Source organism: Paenibacillus pinisoli (assembly GCF_003605435.1).
Classification (GTDB): domain Bacteria; phylum Bacillota; class Bacilli; order Paenibacillales; family Paenibacillaceae; genus Pristimantibacillus; species Pristimantibacillus pinisoli.
Genome location: NZ_QXQB01000004.1, coordinates 362,538 through 386,432 on the forward strand (window position 1 = coordinate 362,538; position 23,895 = coordinate 386,432).

The 23,895-nt window shown below is 52.3% G+C and carries 16 protein-coding genes; 10 read left to right on the forward strand and 6 right to left on the reverse strand.

Annotated features, from left to right (window positions below):
• Positions 1 to 26: 26 nt before the first annotated feature.
• The 4 genes from D3P09_RS18785 to D3P09_RS18800 form a co-directional block, all read right to left on the reverse strand.
• The gene (locus D3P09_RS18785) at positions 27 to 5,552 is read right to left on the reverse strand and encodes a family 10 glycosylhydrolase (RefSeq protein WP_120112931.1); all 5,526 of its coding nucleotides are present in this window, start codon (positions 5,550 to 5,552) and stop codon (positions 27 to 29) included.
• Positions 5,553 to 5,960: 408 nt separating this feature from the next.
• Complete coding sequence (locus D3P09_RS18790; protein ID WP_120112932.1) at positions 5,961 to 6,971, reverse strand: FecCD family ABC transporter permease; 1,011 nt, start codon at positions 6,969 to 6,971, stop codon at positions 5,961 to 5,963.
• The gene (locus D3P09_RS18795) at positions 6,968 to 7,972 is read right to left on the reverse strand and encodes a FecCD family ABC transporter permease (protein WP_120112933.1); all 1,005 of its coding nucleotides are present in this window, start codon (positions 7,970 to 7,972) and stop codon (positions 6,968 to 6,970) included. The genes D3P09_RS18790 and D3P09_RS18795 overlap by 4 nt, the downstream gene beginning before the upstream one ends.
• Before the next feature lie 24 nt (positions 7,973 to 7,996).
• Positions 7,997 to 8,965, reverse strand: coding sequence for an iron-hydroxamate ABC transporter substrate-binding protein (locus D3P09_RS18800; protein WP_120112934.1), 969 nt, complete (start codon positions 8,963 to 8,965; stop codon positions 7,997 to 7,999).
• 233 nt (positions 8,966 to 9,198) lie between these two features.
• Here D3P09_RS18800 and bioB point away from each other — a divergent pair, with 233 nt between their 5' ends.
• Positions 9,199 to 10,191 carry a biotin synthase BioB gene (bioB, locus tag D3P09_RS18805; protein WP_120112935.1) on the forward strand — a complete coding sequence of 331 codons (993 nt, stop codon included), beginning with the start codon at positions 9,199 to 9,201 and terminating at the stop codon, positions 10,189 to 10,191.
• A gap of 122 nt (positions 10,192 to 10,313) precedes the next feature.
• Here bioB and D3P09_RS18810 read toward each other — a convergent pair whose 3' ends face one another.
• Positions 10,314 to 11,024, reverse strand: coding sequence for a hypothetical protein (locus tag D3P09_RS18810; protein ID WP_120112936.1), 711 nt, complete (start codon positions 11,022 to 11,024; stop codon positions 10,314 to 10,316).
• Between the two features lie 162 nt (positions 11,025 to 11,186).
• On the opposite strand from D3P09_RS18810, the gene D3P09_RS18815 reads away from it, so the two are divergent.
• The 9 genes from D3P09_RS18815 (at position 11,187) to D3P09_RS18855 (ending at position 22,974) form a co-directional block, all read left to right on the forward strand.
• On the forward strand, positions 11,187 to 11,900 hold the full coding sequence (locus D3P09_RS18815) for a response regulator transcription factor (protein ID WP_120112937.1): 714 nt from the start codon (positions 11,187 to 11,189) through the stop codon (positions 11,898 to 11,900).
• Positions 11,897 to 13,255, forward strand: a complete 1,359-nt coding sequence (locus D3P09_RS18820; protein WP_120112938.1) for a sensor histidine kinase — start codon at positions 11,897 to 11,899, stop codon at positions 13,253 to 13,255. The genes D3P09_RS18815 and D3P09_RS18820 overlap by 4 nt, the downstream gene beginning before the upstream one ends.
• 130 nt (positions 13,256 to 13,385) lie before the next feature.
• Entirely contained in the window at positions 13,386 to 16,001 is a 2,616-nt protein-coding gene (locus tag D3P09_RS18825) for a winged helix-turn-helix domain-containing protein (protein ID WP_120112939.1), read from the forward strand.
• A gap of 143 nt (positions 16,002 to 16,144) precedes the next feature.
• Entirely contained in the window at positions 16,145 to 18,640 is a 2,496-nt protein-coding gene (uvrA, locus tag D3P09_RS18830; protein ID WP_120112940.1) for an excinuclease ABC subunit UvrA, read from the forward strand.
• A 345-nt stretch (positions 18,641 to 18,985) separates the two neighbouring features.
• Positions 18,986 to 19,480, forward strand: a complete 495-nt coding sequence (locus tag D3P09_RS18835) for a MarR family winged helix-turn-helix transcriptional regulator (RefSeq protein WP_120112941.1) — start codon at positions 18,986 to 18,988, stop codon at positions 19,478 to 19,480.
• 42 nt (positions 19,481 to 19,522) lie between these two features.
• Positions 19,523 to 20,746, forward strand: coding sequence for an MFS transporter (locus D3P09_RS18840; protein WP_120112942.1), 1,224 nt, complete (start codon positions 19,523 to 19,525; stop codon positions 20,744 to 20,746).
• A 674-nt stretch (positions 20,747 to 21,420) separates the two neighbouring features.
• Entirely contained in the window at positions 21,421 to 21,846 is a 426-nt protein-coding gene (locus D3P09_RS18845; RefSeq protein WP_120112943.1) for a VOC family protein, read from the forward strand.
• A gap of 21 nt (positions 21,847 to 21,867) precedes the next feature.
• On the forward strand, positions 21,868 to 22,455 hold the full coding sequence (locus tag D3P09_RS18850; RefSeq protein ID WP_120112944.1) for a TetR/AcrR family transcriptional regulator: 588 nt from the start codon (positions 21,868 to 21,870) through the stop codon (positions 22,453 to 22,455).
• A gap of 96 nt (positions 22,456 to 22,551) precedes the next feature.
• Entirely contained in the window at positions 22,552 to 22,974 is a 423-nt protein-coding gene (locus tag D3P09_RS18855) for a VOC family protein (RefSeq protein WP_120112945.1), read from the forward strand.
• Positions 22,975 to 23,057: 83 nt separating this feature from the next.
• On the opposite strand, the gene D3P09_RS18860 is transcribed toward D3P09_RS18855, so the two are convergent.
• The gene (locus D3P09_RS18860) at positions 23,058 to 23,786 is read right to left on the reverse strand and encodes a FadR/GntR family transcriptional regulator (RefSeq protein ID WP_120112946.1); all 729 of its coding nucleotides are present in this window, start codon (positions 23,784 to 23,786) and stop codon (positions 23,058 to 23,060) included.
• Between the last annotated feature and the right edge of the window lie 109 nt (positions 23,787 to 23,895).

Here is a 23,895-nt window from a genome sequence, read left to right on the forward strand (position 1 = left end):
CGGGACGCTAATGTAACGATTATTTACTATGCGTTATCTTGATCTTGGTCCAGCCAAGCCAGAAGCAGCACAACAGCCTCCGCACGGGTAGTCATATCATTCGGAGCAAAGCGGTTGCTGCCTTTGCCCTGCATAAGGCCGGCTTCTACAGCTGCAGCGATGTAGCCGCGCGCCCAATCCTGGATGCTGTCGCTGTCGGAGAACGACAGGTTCGCGTCTTGAATTGGCTCAAGACCCGCGATGCGGACGATTAGCGCTGTCATCTCGGAGCGGGAGATCGCTTTGCCCGGACGGAAGGTGCCGTCGTCATAGCCAGTAATAAGGCCTGCGGCAACCGCCTTCTTCACGGAATCCATCGCCCAGTCCGGAATAGCGCTGCTGTCCTTGAAGGCTGGAGCGGCAGAGCCGGCAGCCTCTCCTTCGAATGCGCGCATCAGAAGCGTAATGAATTGCGCTCTTGTGACTTGCGCTTGCGGACGGAAGGTGCCGTCCTCGTAGCCCATAACGATTCCGCGCTTTACAGCCTCTTCGATGGAAGCCTTAGCCCAATGGCTGCCGATATCGCTGAAGTCGATGCCTGGCTCCGGCTTAGGCTCCGGATCTGTGCCACCTCCGTCGCCATCGCCGTCGCCGCCAGGCTGGCCTGGGTTGCCCGGGCTGCCCGGATCAACCGAACCGCGATAGGCTTGAACCTTCACGGCAGTCGACAATGCGCCTACGGTAATCGTAATGGTTGCTTCGCCAGCCTTCAGCGCCTTCATATTGCCGCTCGGGTCCACCGACACGATGGAGCTGTCGCTGCTTTGATAGTCAATGCCTGCGGTCAGCGCGGACTTGTCTCCGTTGCTGAACAGTCCGTTAACCGTGAGCTTGCCTTTTGCGCCAATGCTCAGTCTGGCCGGATGAATCGCTTCCAGACTTGTAATCAGCGGAGCGTTCAGCGAGACGATGTTCATATTCGCATAATATGCGTTCAATATTTGCGAATACGTCCAGCCTTCCTTGCCCAGCATCTGCGCGCCGTATTGGCTCATGCCGACGCCATGTCCGTTGCCGCCGCCGTAGAAGGTGACGGTTTCGATATCTCCGCTTTCTGCGGCTTTGATATCAAAGGTGAAGAAAGCGGAATACAGAATGCTTGGGTTTTTGACCGTCCCGGCAGCGTCATAGTCCGCCGAGCCGCCTTTTGCCCTGAAGGCCAGAATGTCTTCCGCGCTGCCTGTATCGGCTTTGGTCGGCCTGATAGTAAAGCGGATGTTGTATTCCTTAATAATTTTATAAGTGCCGGTTGTGCCTTCAATGATCAGTTCTGTAATATTGCCGCCAGCGCCGCGTTTCGCGACCGACATGCCGAGCAATTCGCCAATGCCGTCCTCAGGGATCGGCAGGCTTGCGAAGCTGCCGTTTGCCGTCTTCGTCAGGATGAAGAGGGGGTCGCCTGCATAGCGAAGCTTGATGTTTTTGTTGATCGTTGCCGCCAGCTCATCAGCAGTGAGAGCTACTTTCCAGCGGAAGAACAGCGACTCCGAGTCGTAGCCAGTGAGCGACAAGTCCTTATAGAACGCATTAACCGCTGCTTCGTCCGATGTATCGATATTCAGCATTTCATTGCTGTTCGGGCCAAACGTATAGCTTCTGGCAGTCAGGTAAGGAATGGCTGTGCCAGGGAACTTATTCGTACCGGTATCTGCCCATACTTCATGCTTCGATGCGCCGTAGCCGCCGGAAGTAGAGTAGAAGCGGGCATCGACCAGCATGCCGTCGCTCAGCATGATCAGGCCGGCTGTAGCGTCAACAGCTTGGCGCGTCAGCTCGTTCTCGGCGCTGTTGTTGAATACTTGGCTCAGCGTGCTGTCGTCGATATGGAAGCCCTGATCGGCAAAACGGCTTACCATATAGTCTGTAAGGGCGTACGTTCTGGCGGCGATGGATTGCGCCTTGAGCGCCTCCAGTCCGAATGTTGCCGGCATCTCGCTTGGCACGACCTGATACAAGTATTGCTCTATATTCAACTCGTTCACAATTCTCAGCTTATCTCCTTCAGGAGAGCGGAACACTTCCAGCACGCCGCGGTACTTCGGCTTGCCTTGCGCTCTCGTCAAGGACGAGATTTCAACCAGGGAACTGTCAGCCGGCGGCAAAATGTAAATGCGGTTTTCGGTTGACAGCAGAACCTTACCGCTTTGTTCCACGACGGTTTTGCCGTCTGCGATAGTGAACACGATAGGGGCGTTCGCTGCTGCTGTTACGTTTTTGCCTCCGATTTTGTCCGTGATGGAGACAGGCGCTGTCGCCAGCATCTCAATCCGGTTATGATTCAGCTGCGTCATATCCGTAATGTCAGCGATGCTGTTGCGGATGCCGACGCGCATCGTATCCCGCGGCGTCTCGCCGTTCAATGTGATTTTGCTGATCTCGCCTTTGCCGTTCAGGGAGAACATTACATTCTCGGCGCCGACCAATACCTCGCTCAGCAAGCGGGTAACCGTGCGCGCCGGGAACTTTTGTTCAATGACGACATTGCTCGCGAGCTTCAGTACGCCGGAGCGCTCCAGCTCGATGGTGCCATTCTTCGAATCCTTGGCCATGACTTTCTCTATCAATGTGTCGTCAGGCACATTAGCTAATGTCATTGCGTTGCTGACCGGACTTTCATTATGCAGCCGGTCTAGCGCAGTAATGGCATAAGTATAAGTCTGGCCTTCATGGATGCTGCTGTCGATATAAATCTGCTCGGTTGCTCCAGCTTGCTTACGGTGCGTTCCTATCAATTGGGCTGGATCATTGGTATCCGGTGCGATCGTGCCTTCCAATCTGTAGATCGCATAATACGTTGTATCCTGGCTGCCCACGGGATCCGTGAAGCGAAGCTCGGCAGCTCCTTCATTAGACAGCTTGGCAGTACTCAGCTTCGGCGCTTCCGGAGCGGCACCATTCAACCAAGGCATGATCGGCGGCAGGGCAGGGTAGCGGTACAGGTCATTGATCATGGCGTCCTGCATGCCTAAGTGATTGGCAATGACATCCTTCGCGCTGAAGAACATGCTGCCATGAACATCTTCCGCAAAGCTGCGGTTGAACTTGATCTGGTTGACCATTTCCATCGGATCATCCCAAGTCGGCACGCGGTAGATCGCATGGCCGATGTAGAGATGCGCGTCGGCATCAGCCGTAACGCCGCGCCACCATTCTACGACTTTCTCATAGGCGGCAGGACCGTTGCCGAAGTGCCAGTAATCCTGAGGTGCGATGTAATCGAGCCAGCCTTTGTCTACCCAGCCCTTCGTATCGGCATAAAGCGCGTCATAGCTCTGCAGGCCGTTCGTATCGGAGCCGGCAGGGTCAGTAGACTTGTTGCGCCAGATCCCGAACGGGCTAATGCCGAATTGGACGTAAGGCTTGCTCTCTTTAATGGCTGTCGCAAGGCCTTGGATCAACGTATCGACATTGTTTCTGCGCCATGCGGCTTTGTCCGCGAAGCCTTGGCCGTAAGCTGCATACTGGGCGGCATCCGGGAAGTCAACTCCCGTTACCGGGTAAGGGTAGAAGTAGTCGTCGAAGTGCACCGCGTCAATATCGTAGCTGTCGACGACTTCCATGACGCTGTCGATGACGAATTGCTTCGCTTCAGGCACGCCCGGGTTGAAGTACAGCTTGCCGCCGTACGATACGACCCAATCCGGATTTTTCTTCGCAGGATGATCGTCTACCAGCTTGTTGATATCGTCATGCATGCTAATCCGATACGGATTGAACCATGCATGGAACTCCATGTTCCGCTTATGCGCTTCTTCCAGCATGAAGGCCAGCGGATCATAGCCGGGGTCTTTGCCTTGCTGGCCAGTGAGCCATTCAGACCATGGCGCGTACTTCGAAGGATAGAAGGCATCCGCTGTCGGCTTGATCTGTACAATCACGGCATTGATGCCGGTCGCCGCAAGCTCATCCAGCAGCGCGATGAAGTCGCTCTTCTGCTTAGCTTCTGTCGTCACGCCTTTGCTCGGCCAGTCGATGTTCTCCACAGAAGCGATCCAAGCTGCGCGCAGCTCGCGCTTGTGCAATTGCTGAGGGGAGTTGACGATAAGCAGATGCTCGGTCACCTTATCCTCGAAAGTAGCGCGAATGCGGGTCGTGCCGGCTTTCTTGGCAGTGACCTTGCCGCTCGCGTCCACAGAAGCAATTGAAGTATTGCTGCTTGTGAAGACGGCGTTCTCCGTGACGTTCACTTCCTCATCCAGCAAGGTGTAAGTTGCCCATACATTCGCTTGTGCTTGATTTCCTTCAGTAAGAGGAATGAGTCCTGCAATGCGGATGCTTTGAAGCACAGGCACAGGCTTTGTAATGACGACATTGATGGATGCCGTATGGCCTTCAAGCACTGCCGTAATAGTGACAGCGCCTTCATTTTTGGCAGTGAGCAAGCCTGTGCCCGATACTTCTGCTATGTTAGCGTCACTGCTTGCATACGTGATATTTTCGGATACGCGCACAGGCTCTGTCTGACTGCCGTAGAATGCAAAAGCGCGCAATTGCTCCCTCTCACCCGTGTTCAGGGTTGTGCGGCCTTCCAGTTCAAGGCTTGACAGTACGGCGCCGCTGTCTGATACGGTCAGCTCGTATGTAGCTATGTTCGAACCGTTGGTTGCTGTGATGGTCGTGGTTCCTTTGGCAGCCGCCTGAACAAGCCCCGCTGCGGTCACGCTCGCCACCTCTGGGGAGCTGCTGTGGAATGCCGCGCTGCTTGTAACATCAGCACGCGTACTGCTTCCGTTCGAAGTGGCTAGAACGGCGGCCTGCAAGCTGTCGCCAGGCTTCATTTCGGCAAGTCCCGCAATCTCGATAAAGGCAGGGTTGCCGCTAGTGTAGATAGCGGAGACTTGGTCGATGTAGACGGTGCCTTTGTTTTTGTTCAAGTTGCTCGTCTCTGCAATATAGATTTGCCTGAAACTGATTGGCTGGCTAAGCCCTTGCGGCACGGAAGCGGTTACATATCGCCACCCGGTCCAGTTAAAACCGCCAGTTGATGTAAAGTCTGACGTATAAGTCTTGCCGTCGTTGTCTGCAAATTGCGCGCGGAGCCAATGCTTGCCCGCATCGCCGTATACCCAGGCGCCGATTCTCGCGGGATATCCGTCCAGCACCCGCTCTCCGTTTTTGTTGAAATTCAGATATGCGGCAGACGTGCCATCTGTTCCTGTGAAATCGTATTCAAGTTTCCCGGAAGCTTGCCCGTACATTACAGGCCCGGGACGGACACTTAGCTCCAGCTTGGTGGAGCCTGGCACCGTGCGTATTTCCGTGACACGCAAATCGGATATATCTTCAAAATCTTCAATCACGATGTGATCAGCGGCAGCTGCTGCAAGCGGGAGCATGGCCGCCGGCCCGGAAGCCTCATTTCCTTCATCTGGTGCAAGTTCGGATGTGATGTCCGGATCGGCAGGCGTTTGCTCCTCGGCGGCATAAGCCAGGCCGGAGAACAAGGCTCCCCAAAGCATCATCATGACAATCAGAATGGCTACGTTTCGGTTGGTTTTCCTGTGAAGGTACAAGCCAACACTTCCTTTCTCTCAATGTGGATAACGTCAAGCTGTTCATGAAGCCACTTTCCCAAATCGCTAGATTCATATTTTTTCCAAAGCAAAACCAGGATGAATCGCTGCCCCCTTTCCAGATAATAGAATACATCTTTCGAAATAAAATTTCAAAATATATTTTAATTTTAGTATAAAATTTCTGATTTTAAATGTACATCATGCAAAAAGGCCTGTTTTATCGGGCTGTTCGTATGTCGAATCCACAAAATCCTACAAAAATTTCTGAGAGTTTTGAACTAGAAGCGGTGCGGGATTGGAGAGGGCGGAGGGGAGTGCGCAGTCTAAAATGAAAAAAACCTCCAAAGTCCGCAATCAGCGGCTTTGAAGGTTGGAATTTAGAAAAACGGTTAGTTTGCCAATAAGTCATGGTTTTTTCAGCAGCAAATAAGCGAAGTATGGCACGCCGATCAGCGAGACGACGACGCCGGCCGGAATACCGTCGGGGTCGATCAGATTGCGGCCAATGGTGTCGGCGATAAGCAGCAGCAGGCCGCCCATCAGGATGGAGATCGGGATGAACAATTGGTTGCGCGGCCCGACAAGCGCTTTCGCGATATGCGGCGCCATGAGCCCGACGAAGGCGATGCCGCCTGTCACGGAGACGGCGGATGCCGCAAGCGCTACGGCAGCCAGCAGCAGCAGAATGCGTTCCTTCTCCACGTTAAGCCCTACGCCGATTGAGACCGGTTCGCTTAAGCTGAGCAGGTTCAGACGGTACGCCTTGTACAGCGTAAACGGAATAAGCACGATGAGCCAAGGGAGCAGCGCCCAGATGAACGGCCAGTCAGCACCCCATATATTGCCCGCGATCCACTTGGCGATGAAATCAACCTTCTCCCGTTCAGCGGAGGAGATAAGCACGATCATCACGCCGGACAACGCCATCGAGAAGCCGACGCCGACGAGAATGAGCCGGATTGGATTGAGGCCCTCCGATCTGCGGAACGAGAATAGATAGATGAGCGTTGCGGTTAGGAGCGCTCCTGCGAACGCAGCGATCGGCAGCATGTAGACGAAATTGCCCGGATCAATGGGAACGAACAGGAAGAATAGCGCTACCGCTACACCTGCGCCGGAGTTGATGCCAATAATGCCGGGATCGGCGAGATCGTTTCTGGTTATGGATTGCAGTATCGAGCCGGACAGCGCCAGCGCCATGCCTGCAAGCACCGTAATGATGATCCTTGGCATTCTGATATCGAGCAGGACGAATTTCTCCTTGAATGAGCCGTCGCCAAGCAGAGTCGGTATAATCCGGTCATACGAGACGGAAGAGTAACCGAGTCCGAGTCCAATAAAGCCTACTGCTAAAATAAGGGCGAACGTAATAGCGATGATGATGATGGTTTTGCGAATAACTGCTTGCTGGATCATGAGATCGATTTCCCTCCTTTATGTACAACGAACAGGAAGAAGGGCAGTCCGAGCACAGCGACGATGGCAACTACAGGCGTCTCATACGGAGCATTGATCAGCCTTCCGATCGTATCGGCCAGCATCATGAATGAAGCGCCGAAAATCGCCGACATCGGCACAATATAGCGGTAGTCGGTTCCGACAACACGGCGGACAATATGAGGGATCATAAGGCCAATGAACGCAACATTGCCGACCAATGCGACCGAAGCTCCAGTAAGCAAAATGACGACAAAGAACATCAGCGCTCTAACTTGCGTCAGCTTCTGGCCCAAGCCGACAGCGACTTCCTCGCTCAAGCTCAGAATCGTAAGCTGCTTGGATAATATGATGGCGATCAGGATGCCAACCAGAACAACGGGACTAACCAGCATGAGCTGCTTCCAGTTCGTGCCGATCAAGCCGCCGGCTGTCCACATGGATACGTTTTTGGATAGCTTGAACGTAAGCGAGACGCCTTCGGTCAATGCGATCAGAAAGGTCGAGATCGCTGCGCCGGCAAGCACGACGCGAAGCGGCGACAGCTTGCCCTTGCCGGAGGCGCTCAGCACAATGACAAGGATGGAGCCGATGGCCGAGCCGATAAAGCAGGCGATCATCATGCCCATGTAGCTCAGATTCGGCATGAAGGCCAGCGTAATGGCGAGCGCCGCCGTCGCGCCCGAGGTCAGGCCGAGCAGGCCGGGATCGGCGAGCGGATTGCGCGTAACGCCTTGCATGACGGCACCGGATACTCCGAAGGCAGCGCCGACAAGCGCCGCTCCGACTTCCCGGGGCAAGCGGATTTCCTGAATGATCAGGATATCCTTGTTGAGATCCGTAAAGGTGATGGCTCGCCATATATCAGCGATACTAATATTAGCGGCACCGAGTGTGATGGAAAGAACAAACATGCCGGCAAGTAGAACAATGCCGGCAAGCCATTTATATACCATTGGAAGTGCTGTTTTTTTAGTCATGGGTATACGCTCTCTATCTGTGGTTTATTCGCCAAGAAACTTCTGCTTGAAGAAGGTCAGCTGATCTTCAAGGGTGAGCGGGTCATTGAAGTAGAATTGATTGCCGTCTACCTCGAACACTTGATTGTTTTTGACAGCAGGGATGTTCTTGTACGATTCCGTTGACTGGAACGAGGTGTCTGCGTCAGCGAATTTGCTGAAGATGACGTAATCGCCCATATAATCCGGCAATACTTCGGTGGAGATGGCATAGTAGCCGTCCTTCAGCGCGTCTTGTGTGACCTTCTCAGGCATTGCAAGCTTCATTTCCTGATACAGGATCTCGGTTCCGCGGCCCCAATTGTCGCCGTATACATACAGCTGCTTGTCGAAGCTCTCAACAACGGATACTGTTGCATTTTCGCCGATCTTCGCTTTAATGTCAACGCCGGCTTGGCCTGCGCGGGCTTTGAAGTCGTCAATCCATTCCTTAGCTTCTTTCTCTTTGTTCAGAAGCTTGCCGATCTCCAGATGCTGGGTCAGGTAATCGACCTTGCCATACGTGTAAGTAACGGTCGGGGCGATTTCCTTCAGCTTGTCTACGTTCTTGATGTTGGACAGGCCAATAATCAGGTCCGGCTCAAGCTCGATAATTTTCTCCAGGCTTTCGTCGGATACTTCCGCTGCATCCTTAATGTATTCGTCATAACGCGGGTTCAGCTTTGACCAAGAATCGACGCCTACCAGATTGACGCCTAGCGCCATGACATTGCCGGCAAAGGAAGAAAGAACGACTACGCGCTGCGGGTTCGCCGGAACTTCCACTTCACCGTTCTCGGATTGATATTTAATGGTGCCTGTTGCACTGCCTGCGTTCTCGCCTGCATCAGCTGCAGGAGACGGGGAAGGCTGCGAGCCGGCATTGCCTGAATTGCCAGGTGCGTTATTGTTCCCTCCGCAAGCGCTGATGAGCAGCATCAGTATAATAGCGATGGGCAATAAAGTCTTTTTCATGGTGATTCTCTCCCTTTTCAATCGATAATGATTATCAACGTCACTTGCACATTTTACGTCTTGTTGATCGTGATTGTCAATTCATTTTTTCATTCATTTTCGTTCCGCTAAGGATATGGAAAATGCTGTGCGCGTTTGATACAATAGAAATCTATTGTTAACTTAAAATTATATAATTATAGTTAACAATTGGTTTGGCAATCATTTAGTTTCAGAAGGAGAATGAACTGCGCATGCTGAAAAAAACATGGGACGAGCTGGCTGACAAGGCACTGGCGGGGAGCTGTTTAACAACGGAAGAGGCACTGTCGGTGCTGCAATCGGACGATGAGGAGCTGCTGCCGCTCATGCAAGCGGCCTTTAAGGTGAGGAAGCATTATTATGGCAAAAAAGTGAAGCTGAACATGATCATGAATGCGAAAAGCGGACTGTGCCCGGAGGATTGCGGCTATTGCTCGCAATCTATTGTATCGACTGCGCCGATCCCCAAATATGTCATGCTGGATAAGGAGACGCTGCTGGCGGGAGCGCGCGAGGCTTTGGCCAGGCAAGCCGGCACTTATTGCATTGTTGCGTCGGGACGCGGGCCTACGGAGCGCGAGCTTGAGCAGGTGATTGCGGCTGTAGAGGAGATTCGTGCGACGATGCCGCTCAAGATTTGCGCTTGCCTTGGCCTGCTGAAGACGAGCCAGGGGGAGCGGCTGGCGCAAGCGGGCGTCCATCGTTATAACCATAATCTGAATACAAGCAGCGGCCATTATGCATCTATTACGACAACACATACTTACGAGGATCGGATCGGCACTGTTCAAAAAGCGAAGGAAAGCGGCATGTCTCCATGCTCGGGCGTCATCATCGGAATGGGCGAGTCAGATGAAGATATTGTGGAGATGGCCATGACGCTTCGCAGCCTCGATGTGGATTCTATACCCGTCAACTTTTTGAATGCGATACCCGGCACTCCACTCCAGCATGCAGTACCGATTGATCCGCTTAAAGCGCTGAAGACGCTTGCCCTGTTCCGATTGCTCTGCCCTTCGAAGGAACTCAGGGCGGCAGGAGGCCGGGAGATCAGACTGCGGTCGCTGCAGCCGCTGGCGTTGTATGCGGTCAATTCCTTGTTCGTTGGCGATTACTTGACGACCGAAGGCCAGGATGTAACGGTCGATCACCAGATGATTGCGGATATGGGCTTCGAGATTGAGCGCTACGCAGTTCCGGTATAAAATCGACTCGTGATTGCAGCCTTGATAAGGGTATGCCAAAAAGCATGGCGAATGTCGCCATGCTTTTTTTGGTAGGATCCGATTCTAACCTGTCTAACTCTCTATGTCTATTGGTAATGGCCTTATTTTTCTTCTGCTTGCAGCTGTTTGATTTCTTCTTTATATTGCTTGAGCAATTCGGCTAACGCCTCGCGGATTGCGGCCGCATCCTTGTCTTCCACTGCTTTCGCGAGCTTGCCGTGGGCTTCGAAGATTGGCGATGGCTTTGCGGCGGCAGTCGTGGCAGCTGTAATCGTCAGCTCACTTGCATCCAGTTCCTTTACGACTTCGAACTGGATGTCCTGAACAGCAGTGCCGCTCACGGTCAAAGCAGGTTTAGTGCTAGTTCCTGTTTCCTTGAACTGAACAGCGCTTGCCTCTTTTATTTCAAATGTGCCTTCTTTGATGCTCGCTGGAGCAACGGCCTTCGCAGCCGATAGCATTGCGACTGCAGAAATGCCAGCTTTCCCTTCTGAAAGCTCAACGCCATCAGCCTCAACGAAGGAAATGCTGAATTTATCTTTCAACAGCTCGTGATACAACTTCATAGCAGCTTCCCAGTCCTCAGCGGTATCCGGCGCATATTGCCTCGCAAGCTCGATCGGGTCAGGCAGCATGATCGCCTGCACCGCTTGAAGCGCTTCTCCTTCGATAAGCTTGCCTTCTATTTTGGCGGCAGGTCCAGTCGATAGCAGTTCCGCTGTTTTCGGATTTGCAAATACGGACGTGCTCGCGAATGCGGACAGCAGCAGGGTGGATGCGGCAACGCTCTTGAATAGTTTCATTTTGTTCATGGTCACACTCTCCTTGGATGTATGTTTGTTTGCCTTACATGTCCAAGTGTATAAGCCAGGAGTGGCAGTTCATTGGTGGAATTGTGGAAAAACAATGGCAAGCCCCCGGCATCGGAGCAGCCTTGCTATAATGATGGAAGATGAGTCAGGGAGGCAATAGCAATGAATGCATACCGAATCGCGGTCGTTGATGACGATCTTCATATAAGAAATCTGGTGGAAGCCTATTTGGTTCGTGAAAATTATGAAACGATCGGACTGGGAACCGCCGAGGAAGCCCTAGAGCTGTGGCGGAGCGATCCGCCGGATATGTGGGTGCTCGATATTATGCTGCCTGGGATGGACGGCTACGAGTTTTGCCGCACAATCCGGCGTGAAGCCGAGGTGCCGATTATTATGATTTCCGCCCGCGACAATGAGGTCGACAAGATTATGGGCCTTGAGCTTGGCGGCGACGATTATATGGTGAAGCCATTCAGTCCTAGAGAGCTGGTCGCGAGGGTGAAGAGACAGCTGCAGCGCTGGTACAAGCTGAAAGCCGAAGATGAGGCTGCAAGCCATGACCACGCTTCCGCCGATATCGTCGTAGGCGAGCTGCGCTTGTCTATAGAGGAGAGGCGGGTATTTTGGGAAGGGGCAGAGGTGGAGATAACGCTCAAGGAATTTGCTTTGCTCCAAACGCTGAGCCAGCATCCCAACCGCGCGTTCTCCCGTGATGATCTGCTCGCGATTGTATGGGGAGATGATTATTTCGGCAGCGACAGAGCGGTCGATCATTTGGTGAAGCGTGTCCGCAAGAAGATCATGCAGCTGCCGGTCGAAGCGGTATGGGGCCATGGCTACAGGCTCAGACATGAAGGGGGAGAGCGGGGATGAAGCTGATTCACCAGATCAATCTGGCTTTCGGCGCGCTGCTGCTTATTGTGCTGTCGTTAACGGGAGTGATCATTCATTATGTGTTGATGGATCATTTTGTAGGCAAGCAGAAGGATGACATGCAGGCGCTTGGCGTTGCTCTGCAAAAAACAATAAGCGCTGATTCCCCCGCCATGATTCCAAGCGCCGTTGCTGCCGCATCCGGCGTCCCGCTCTCTGTAAGCGGAGTGGCAGCGGTCATTACCGATGCCGAAGGCAATGTATTGCCGGGTTACGAGACGAGCTTCACGGCGACGGCTCCGAGCACATTAGTAGAGGCAGGAAGCATTACAAGCGCGACATCCATGCAAAACATATTGGACGGCAAAGACAGCCGGTATCTGGTCGATATCCAGCCGCTTCCTCAAGGCAAGCTGACGCTTATTACTCCAATGAGCCAAATCAAGGAGATCGAGCGCGCGCTGCTTGAGCGGTTTCTCATTGTCTTATGCGCCGCCGGCTTATTGGTATATGCGGCAAGCTTATTCATTACGAAGAAGCTGATTGAGCCATTGATGAAGCTGAAGGGCGAGCTGAAGAAGGTGAAGAGCCGTCAATTCTCCGAGGTCAGGCTGATCCAAGCCGGAGGAGAGATCGGAGCGGTGGCGGAGACTGTCCATGATCTTGCAGTCGAGCTTGACCGCTACAATCGCGTGCAGAAGCAATTCATTCAGAACGCGTCCCATGAGCTTAAGACGCCTCTTATGTCCATCGCAGGTTATGCAGAGGGGATTAAGGATGGCGTGTTCGAGGGAGAAGGTGCGCGCAAAGGACTGGAAATTATAATGAGCGAAAGCGGCAGGCTGTCGAAGCTCGTAACGGAGATGACGCTGCTTGCTAAGCTCGATAGCGAAGAGGATATATTCAAGGCCGAACCCGTAACGGTGCAGGAGATGGTGAAGGAGACGATTGAACGCATCAATCCGCTGCTGATGGCAAGGGATATGAAGCTTGAGGTTGATTATATAGGAGAGAGCATTAAAGAAAAGCGAATTGTGGCAGATAAGGATAAGCTGCTGCAAGCGTTATTGAATGTGGTGTCTAATGCCGTACGGCATGCCAAGTCAATCATTCGGGTCCAAGTTAGCGCTGAGGCGGATCAAATCCGGATAAGCATCGAGGATGACGGCGGTGGCATAGCGGAATCCTTGATTCCGCAGCTCTTCCATCGATTCGTAAGAGGGAAGGACGGAGATACCGGCCTCGGGCTTGCGATATCGCGAGCGATTGTGGAGCGCTGCGGAGGGGTAATATCGGCAGGAAACGCCGGGACGGGCGGAGCGATAATCTCCATTCGATTGCCGTCAGCAGCATAAGCGAAAATCTCCACTCGATAGCCCTCCACGGTATTCTTGAAACAAATAAGAAATATAGGCCTAAAGTATTGACAGATGCTTCTATCATTTTTATGGTGAAAGTAACAAATTCGACATAAGAAGTGATCCCATGCAAAAAAGACCAGCCCGAACGATGACCGAATATTCGCAAGCCGCTTCCCATGTACCGATGACGAACATTGTCGTTCCGCCTGTGTCCCCGGGCGATACGCTTCGGGAGCGGCTGCTTGAACGACTGGATGAAAGCGTTAGCCGCAAGCTGACGCTTATTTCTGCTCCGGCAGGTTATGGCAAGTCTACGCTTGTCCGTACCTGGATTCATGCCCGCAGCGTGAAAGCGGCATGGGTATCGCTCGATTCAGGAGATATGAGCGCCAGCCGCTTCTGGAGATCCGTTGCGGCCGCTTTGCTTATCGTGTATCCGGATATGCGACAAGCGCTGAATGACCGAATGCCCGAGGAGGATTCGGTCATTGATTCTTTGCTTACGGCTATCCTGGAGCTTATGTCCCTGCTTTCCGAGCCGTGCATTCTTGTGCTGGACGATTACCATTCCATCGCGAATCCCCTTATCCATAACAGCATGTCAGCCTTTCTGGAGCATATCCCTTCTTCCATTCGATTGATTATGATTAGCCGCACGATGCCTCCGCTTCCTATGTCGCGATTGCGCGTAAGCAAGCAGCTGTCCCAGCTGAACATCGAAGATTTGCGCTTTACCACTGGCGAAGCGAAGGCGCTTGGGCGTCTGACGCTTGCCGAGCCGTTAACCTCAGAGGAGCTTGCCTTGCTGGAGAAGAAGACGGAGGGCTGGGCTGCAGGGCTTCTGCTTGCCTTCATGTCGCTGCAGAACCGCCAGGACGCATCAGTCTTTATACAAGCCTTCTCCGGCAGCCAGCGGTACATCTTCGATTATTTGGCGGATGAGGTTTTAAGCCGCTTGGATGACCGCTTGCTGCGGTTTTTGCTGCTCACCTCCATTGTTGACCGCTTCTCAGCCGAATTGGCGAATGCGATTACAGAAGAACAGGACGCCCATGCCCTGTTGGATGCGCTGGAGCAGAGCCATCTCTTTTTAATCCCGCTTGACGACAACCGTATATGGTATAGATATCATCATTTATTTATGGAAGCATTAAGAAGCCGCCTGCGGCTGAAGCAAGATGCAGGAACGATAGGTCTTCTCCATCGCCGCGCATCTCGCTGGCTTGACAGCAATCAGTCCTATGAGGATGCGATTCGCCATGCCCTGCTGGCTGGAGATTTCGATTGGGCGGCAGAGCGGATAGAGCGCCATCTTCCGCTGCTCCTTAAGAACGGACAGGAGTTGGAAATGATGGCATGGCTGTCGCAAATTCCGCTTGCGTCCATCGTCGCGCGTCCCGATCTGTTTTACTATCAGGCAGGGACGCTGGCTCTGACCGGAAGGGTACAAGAGGCGGATTCACTTCTGAATGGCGCTTTGGCGGCGCTCGGTGAGCAACTGAAGTCTCTGACTGATGAGGCATCGCGCGAGATGGCGATGCGCATGGGGATGTACCGGGCGTCGATTGCTTTCTACAAAGGCGATATCGATGCTTTTCTAGAGCTGCTTGACCGCCATCGTGAAGGGCTCCGCAAGTTTGCTTCAATTGTAAAAGTGGTCAATCTCGGAGAAGCGCTGCTTTATCGGGGCCCGATCGGTTTCGGAGGCAGGCTGGACAAGATGGCGGCGCTTTCCGCTAAAGTGTCGGGTTCTGATGAGCGAAGAGAAGCCATCCATTATGCGCTGCAAGGCCATGGCTTCGTCTTTCTCGCCGATCTGTATTATGAGCGCAATGAGCTTGATAAGGTTCAGCCGCCACTTGAGATGGCATTATCCATGCAGGTAACGCCATCTGGTCTTGGCGTATGGGTTCCGGCCATTATACTGCTGTCTAAGCTGATGGAAGCCAGAGGAGACTGGAATGGGGCAGAGAGCTGTCTGCTGGATGCGATGAGGGAGCTTGATCAGCTGCATACGCCGCATTGGCTCATGCTCCTTGAGGCGCGGCTGGTACGGTTGAAGCTGTCGCAGGGCAATACGGAGGAAGGTGCTGGCTGGATCGAACGCTATCCCGTTCTTTCCCATGAGACCGCTTCGGTAGACCGGGAATATGTTCATATTACGCTCGCTCGAACATGGCTGCTTCAAGGTCTTGCGGATATGGCCGTCCGCAAGCTGAAGCAAGCGGAGAAGGCCGCGTTCCAAGCTGACCGGCTAGGAAGCAGGATTGAGATCGGCTTGCTGCTGGCCATTGCTTACGATCTACAAGGCATGCAGCCCAGCTCAGTCGAAGCGCTGGACCAAGCGATCCGGCTAGCGGAGCCTGAAGGCTATGTTCGTCTTTTCTTGGATGAGGGACCCGCGATACGGCAATTGCTGCTGGAGCGCTTATCGGCGAACCTGTCCAGCGGCACTTGCCAATATATTGAGAAGCTGCTGGAAGCATTTGAAGGAGAGAGGGGAGCGCGGCTTGCTCCCCCTCGTGTCGAAGCCCGATTAGTAATCGAACCTCTGACCCCGAGAGAACTGGATGTTCTGAAATGTTTGGCAGACGGACTTTCCAATTCGGAGATTGCGGCAAGCTTGTTTTTGTCGCCAGGGACAGTCAAGCGCTATACCCACAATATTTATCAGAAGCTGAATGTGAAAAACAGAGTCCAGGCCATCACAAGAGGAAAAGAGATGCGATGGATCTTTTGAACGAGTCTCGTGTGAAACCTTAAAGCACCATGATAGGGTGCATGCTTATATATACAGTGTAATTTTGCTCAACCTTTAGACTTGCATCAATGTTGTAGAATGGAGGGGATTGATTAGAAGATAGCTTGGAGAGGGGTAATGCAATGAACGGAACGATTCAAATTCGAGGCGCCAGGGAGAACAATCTGAAGAACATCTCGCTCGACATCCCGAAGCATAAGCTGGTTGTGGTCACGGGGCCGTCCGGCTCCGGAAAGTCAACGCTTGCGATGGATACGCTGCAGCGGGAATGCCAGCGGCAATATATGGAGTCAATGGGCATGGTGTCGGATAGCGTAAGCAAGCCCAAAGTGGATTCCATTCAAGGATTGTCTCCCTCGATTAGCGTCGGGCAGCATCTGACGAACCGCAACCCCCGCTCCACGATCGGAACGGTAACCGATATTTATACGCTGATGCGTATCCTGTACGCCAAGCTGGGCGAGCGGCCTTGCCCGGCATGCGGCGCGCAAGTCGCTCCTGCTGTAGGTGAAGAGCCAGCTAAGCTAGTGTCGGATGAGGAAGATACAGGGTATAACGAGAAGGTCGCATGTTCATCATGCGGACATCAGCTCGATAAGCTGACCATGTCCCACTTTTCTTTCAATAAGCCCGAAGGCGCTTGCGAGGAGTGCAGCGGGCTTGGCCATGTGGCGACGCTGAACACGGATAGGGTGTTCGACAGCGAGAAGAGCGTACGGGACGGCGGGGTACGCTTCTGGTCGGGCATGTATATTGATTACAATGTTAGCATTCTGAAGGCTGCAGCCTCTCATTACCGCCTGCCATTTGATGAGAACGCCCCTCTTGCAAGCTATGATCCTGCGATGCTGGACCTGCTCTACTATGGTGCGGAAAGCGAGGCATTCACCAGCCGTATGCCGGACATGAAACCTCCGAAGTCGGTTACGCAAGGCAAATTCGAAGGCGTAGTCACCGGCATATGGAGACGTTACAACGAGAAGGGCGGCGAATCCGGCGAAGCAGCCCTCTTCCGACAGAATAGTTGCGGCAGCTGCGGCGGCGCAAAGCTGAAGAAGGAAAGCCGGCAAGTAACCGTGAACGGAAAGGCCATTCATGAAGTGTCTGCGCAGGCGCTGGGCGATTCGCTGGACTGGCTGGAATCTGTGAAGGCTGGCCTATCGGAGGATGAGGAGCAGCTGGTCGGTCCGCTTGTCTACGATATGTCTATTCGCTTGAAACGGATTATCGACACGGGACTTACTTACATGTCGCTGGACCGTCCAATTGTAACATTGTCGGGTGGAGAAGCGCAGCGGCTGCGTCTAGCTTCCATCCTAGGCTCGGGCCTGACGGGCGTGCTCTACATTCTGGACGAGCCTACCGTCGGCCTTCATGCCCGGGATACAAGCGGCTTGATCGAGGTGATGAAGCAGCTGCGCGATCTTGGCAATACAGTGCTTGTCATTGAGCATGACGAGGATGTCATGAGGGCCGCCGATCATATTGTCGATATTGGTCCAGGCGCGGGCACGCAGGGCGGAGAGGTCGTCGGACAAGGCAGCTTGCAACAATTGATCGGACAGCCGGAGTCCATCACTGGCGCTATCTTCCGGGATCGGAACGCACGGGCTCCGCGGCATAATAGACGCAGCGGCAATGGCCATCACTTGACGATACACGAAGCTCATTTGCGCAATTTGAAAGGATTTACGGCTGCATTCCCGCTGGGCTGTCTCATATCCGTAACTGGCGTCTCCGGCTCCGGCAAATCCACTCTTCTCTTCGATTTGCTTGCCGCCTCGGGACCGGATCAGCCGACGCCGGAGGGCTGCGGCCGGATTACGGGCTGGGAAGAAGCAGGTTCACTCATTATGGTCGATCAGACTCCGCTGTCCCGGATGCAGCGCTCCAATATTGCGACGTATACGGATGTCTACACACATCTGCGCAATTGGTACGCAAGCTTCCCGGAGGCGAAGGCAGCGGGCCTGACGGCGAAGCACTTCTCCTTCAACACGGCCGGCGGCCGCTGCGAGGAATGCCAGGGGCTTGGCGTGGTGCCGATCCATATGCATTTCTTGCCTGAGATCGAGGTTCGCTGTCCGGCATGCCGCGGCAGACGATTCAAGGATGAGGTGCTGGCGGTCACATACGAGGGCTACAGTATCTCAGACTTGTTGGATATGTCGATTGAAGAGAGCGTATCCCTGCTCGGCAGCCAGAAAAAAATGAAAGAGACGCTGCAGCTCCTAACCGAGGTAGGGCTTGGCTACTTGCAATGGGGCCAGTCTCTCAGCACCCTGTCCGGCGGGGAAGGACAACGCATCAAGCTGGCGAAGCAGTTGAGCAAGAAAACATCGCAGCATACCGTCTATTTGCTGGATGAGCCGTCTACCGGACTGCACCCAGGCGATGTCGAGCAGCTGAAAGTATTGCTGAACAAGCTGGTGGATGCAGGAAACACCGTAATTGTTGTCGAGCATAATCTGGAGCTTATCAGCGACTCCGATTGGATCATTGATATCGGGCCGGAAGGCGGAGAGGGCGGCGGAGAGCTTGTTGCCGAAGGTACACCGGAACAGGTAGCCGCATGCAGCCGCTCCCATACCGGTCGTTACTTGAAGGAGCTTTTGTAACAGCCATGCTGCGTTTAATCGCATTCGTCTTTTGCCGAAGAAACTTGTTTAGGTCTAGAAGAAGCTCGACGCCATAAGTTAAGCGGCAATATACAAGCCCCAAACCCTCAAAATCTGTTTGGCATCATCAATGCCACAGTGTCCTGAGAGGCTTGGGGCTTTTTGTTGTTTGCATCCAACCATTCACATCTAATGTTCTGTGCATCAGATCTAACGTGCATGCATGACATTTCATCAGTGTTTTCATTTCCATTGCGAATTAATAGTTGTTTAATATATAATTGTTTATGCAACTATATGATTCGGCTTGATCAATGAGACAGTCATGGATGGAGGTGTATGGATATGGAACGTAATAAGGAAAAAGGGAAGTTTGAACAACAGCAAGATCAAGAATTGCCTCTTGGTTCTGTCGGCTTCATGATGGGCGTGACGTACCGCAAGCTTACCGCGTTGCTACAGCAGAGGCTGAAAGATTATGAAATTACCCCTGAGCAATGGTCGGTACTGTATACAATTGTCCGTTCGCAAGGGCTGATTCAGAAGGAAATTGCTGACCGCACGCATAAGGACAAACCAGCGACTACGCGCATTCTTGATCATTTGGAGTCCAAGGGGCTGATCTTCAAGGAAGTCGGCAAGCAGGATCGACGTTCCTTCCTTGTGTATTGCACAGATAAGGGGCGTAAGGTGATCGAGGCGACAATTCCGATCGAGGCGGGCATGACGGATGTCGTGAAGGCAGTCCTTTCCGAGAACGAGCTTGTCCATTTGATGGATATGCTGATGAGGATTCAAGCGCATGCCAGCGAGATGCTGGAGCAGGAGTCGCGCGAATAAAATAAACATCTATAACTGATAAATAAGGAATGGAGTTTTAACATGCAGCAAGAGTCACAACATGAACCGTTATGGACCAAGTCCTTTATTTCGATTACCGTTTGTTCTTTTTTATTGTTTCTGAATCTGCAAATGCTTCTGTCATCCTTTCCCGCCTACGTGCAAAATGATCTTCATGCCGGCAATGTCGCCGTCAGTCTGGTGACTAGCGTATTTGCGCTTACTGCGATCGCAGCCCGTTTTATGACCGCGGCACTTATGAGGCGTATGTCCAAGGATTATTTATTGCTGGCAGGGTTGCTGCTTGCAGCCGTCACAACGCTTCTGTACCCGTCGGCTCATGCGGTGAGCTCGCTGCTCGTGATGCGAATTGGCTATGGGGTTGGCTTTGGCATGGCCAGCACGATACTTCCAACTTTGGTGTCGCAGCTTATTCCTCCCCGCAGAATGGGTGAAGGAATTGGCTATTTTGGCTTGTCAACAAGCCTGGCCATGTCGGTAGGACCGATGGTTGGCATGAATCTCATGTCGGGCTTCGGCTTTGGAACGCTTGCTTCTGTCGGGACTGCTGTTGTGCTGCTTGTTCTTCCGATCTTGCTTATTTCCGGAATCGTAAGAATGAGGAGAGACGGTCGCTATGTAAAGAATGCTGCAGCAAAGGTAAGCGCGGATGGGGGCAGCAAAACAGGCTTTAACCATAAGCTCTGGATGCCGGCTTTGCTGAACGTCTTGTTGTCGATTACGTACAGCGGGCTGCTGAGTTTTATCGTATTATTCGGGGAGTTTGCAGGCTTGAAGCAGGTCGGTTTGTTCTTTTTGTTCAACGCGATTACGATTGTCATTATTCGCCCTATATCGGGACGCCTGTTCGACCGTAAAGGTCCCGCAGCGGTGCTCATTCCGGCTGGCCTATCCGTTGCCATAAGCATGCTGCTGCTGTCTTATACTCATTCGATGAGTATGCTCATTATAGCTGCCTTGTTGTATGGGCTTGGCTTCGGGGCGATCCAGCCGACATTGCAGGCTTGGATGCTTCGCACCTCATCGAAAGACCAGTACGGCGCGGCGAACAGTATGTTTTACAATTCGACGGATTTTGGTGTAGCAATTGGAGCTTTGCTCTTGGGCGCCATAGCGACTATGACCGACTACGCTTCAATGTACCGTTATTCGGCTGGAGTTATGCTTCTATTCGTTGTTTTATTTTTGGTGATTTATGCGGGCTCAAAAACAACCATGCTTCGTAACAACCAAACATCAGTTTAAGTTATATATAGGGGTTTGCCTAAAGGGCTCACTATCCCTTCTGCTCAGGAAGCACCGGAATTACTTGATGTTGCTGATATCCTAATTTATCCATTTATCTCATATACCCAAATACCTAACTGATTCAGCTGTTGTGCCAGATGTCTGATACACTCGATATAACCGATATAAAAGATTAAACTGATTCGGTTGATGCTTGATTTCCCTGATGTAACTGATTCAGCTAATGCTTGATACTTGTATATCAGATGTAACTGTTGTGCCTGATAGTCCTGATTTAAATGACATACCGATAAGCCATCCTTAAAAGGTTTTACCCGATGGATGCTTACCTCATCATATTTGTATTAAAGGCTTGTACTCTCTTGTGAAAGAGAGTATGAGCCTTTTATCATCGCCGAACATGCCTTTGGAGCAACAATTATGAATCATTGATTCGTAAATTTTTGAATCGTTTGAATCTGGATTTTTGATTTTAGTTCACCTCATTTGGAAGTTATAAGCTTGACCCGTATTCTTATTTCCTAATCTTGTGATCCTGGATACCTGAGCAGAGGGGATAGTGAGCCCTTGTACAGAAAAAGATTATTGATTCAATATTTACATACATACTGTATGTATGTTAAATTACAGATAGAAGTTAGCGACTACAATCATAGAGGAGAGTGCCAATTATGCGTGTTAACAGTCTATATGCTGTGATCCAAACTGAAAAGCTTCAGGAGAGTATCCGTTTTTACAGTGATTATTTTGAATTTCAAATTGTGTTTGAGTCTGACTGGTACGCCAGCCTGAAGCTGGAGGAGGGAGGCTTGCCGTTCGAGCTTGCCCTCTTGGATTATTCCCATGAAACGATTCCTGCCGGGTTCCGGCGTCCGGCTGGCGGCATGATTCTGAATTTTGAGGTAGATGATGTTGATAGCGAATATGAACGTCTTGTCGTTGCGGGAAAGCTGCCCCTGGAGCGCGAGCTTCGGGATGAGGATTTTGGTCAAAGGCATTTTATCATTAGCGATCCGAATGGTATTCTTATAGATATCATTAAGATAATCCCGCCATCCGAGGAGCAAAGCGGTTTGTATCAGGAGCAGGTGTGGTAAGGAAAGGGTTTGGAACCGGTTATGAGAAGGACAAAGGAGGATGCGAACGAAACGCTGCGGACACTGATTGACGTTGCGAAGAAGCACTTTGCCGAGCACGGGTACGCGAATGCGGCACTCGAGTCTATCGCGGCTGAAGCGGATGTGACACGCGGCGCGTTGTATCACCATTTTCGAAACAAACATGGGCTGTTTCTTGCCGTATTGGAATCGGTCCAACAAGAGGTAGGGGAGCGGGTAGAGCAAGAAGCTTCCCGCAGCGAAGACCTTAGAGAGCAGTTGCTGCTTGGCTGCCATGCTTTTCTGGCTGCGGCGGTTGAGCCGGATAACAAGCGTATCATGTTGATTGACGGCCCTTCCGTGTTAGGCTGGGATACGTGGCGAATGCTGGATGGGAAAAATTCGATGAGCCATCTGCGCGAGCAGCTCACTCTTATGCAGGAGCAAGGCATGTTTGCGGAGGCATCCGTGGATGCGCTGGCGTCCTTTATCTCCGGCGGATTGAACGAATCGGCGCTTCGAATGGCGGAGATGCCGGATACTGCCGCTGCGATGGAGCAGACGATGAAGCTTATGGCCCAATTGGTGGGTGCCTGGCCCGGCACTTAATAAATCATAGCAATCGATAAGAAACGGCAATCCATATTTCGGGTTATAATGATATTAGTGAAATGGAAGTCCCACTAATATATGAGGTGATTGCAAATGGCGTTGGTGTCCAAGCAAATTTTCGTTAATTTACCGGTGAAAAATCTGGATGCGTCGAAAGCGTTTTTTGGCAGAATAGGTTTCGATTTTAACCTCAACTTTACAGATGACAAAGCTGCCTGCATGGTTGTAGGAGAAAATATTTTTGTTATGCTTCTTCAAGAGGAGTTTTTCAAGGGCTTCACCACTAAGGACGTTGCGAATGCGGCGGCTACCACAGAGGTACTGGTCGGAATTTCTGCCGATAGCAAGGAAGAGGTACAAGCTATTGTGGATCGTGCTTTTGCCGCAGGAGCTAATCCGAGCATCGATCCTGTGGATCACGGCTTTATGTACCAAGCGGGGTTCCAAGACTTGGACGGACACATGTGGGAAGTTATATACATGGATCCAAGCGCTTTGGAGCAGCCGGCTGAGTAAGCCCTTGAAGCGAACGGCATAAGATCCGCACGGATGAAGGCCGCTGCATGAGACCAGGAAACTGGCTCTTGCAGCGGTTCTTTTTAGGTTTTGGCGGCGGCATTTTGAATCGTCGCTCTCAGCACAGTCTCGACTTTAGTCAGATGCTCGCCGATAAGCCGGTTGGCGAGCTCGGCGTTGCCTCCCTTAATCGCTTCAAAGATAGAGCGGTGCTCGTCAAGCAGCCGTTCAGCCGTTGATTTCTCTTGGTAGAACCACAGCTCCCGCGTCTTGCCGATCGTCTCGCTCAGCCGCTGCGTCAGCGACTCCATAAGCTGAATGAGCAGGGAGTTGCGTGAAGCGGCCGCAATGGCGGTATGAAACTCTACGTCGGCTCTTTCTCCTTCTACGGTGTCGCCTTGAAGAAGAGCATGCTCCATCTTGTCCAATATCGCTTGCAGTTTGGCCAGATCCTCGTCAGTGCGGCGTTCGGCCGCGTAGGAGGAAGTGCCGGCTTCCAGCAGCTTGCGTACTTCGAGTATTTCCAGAATGGAGCTGGCTTCCTGGAATAGTGAGCTGCCCTGGGCGTTTTCGCTCGGCAGTACTTTTTTCACAAACGTTCCGCCGCCATGGCGAATGTCAAGCCAGCCGGTAGCTTTGAGCGCGCTTAATGCTTCGCGAAGCGTGGAGCGGCCAACTCCGAACTGCTGAGACAGCTCCACAACCGACGGCAGCTTAGCGCCCGGCTCCCATTCGCCGCTCGAGATTCTCTCCAGGATGAGACGGCTGACGATTTCGTGCCCCTTCTCCGTTTCTATCTTCATATTGCGCATTCCCGAATCCTCCATGAAATATTGACTATATTTCTATCTAAGCATAAGCTATAATGAAAGGAAAGTCATCAGATGACCTGATCAATTATATCGTTGACCATGAATTTGG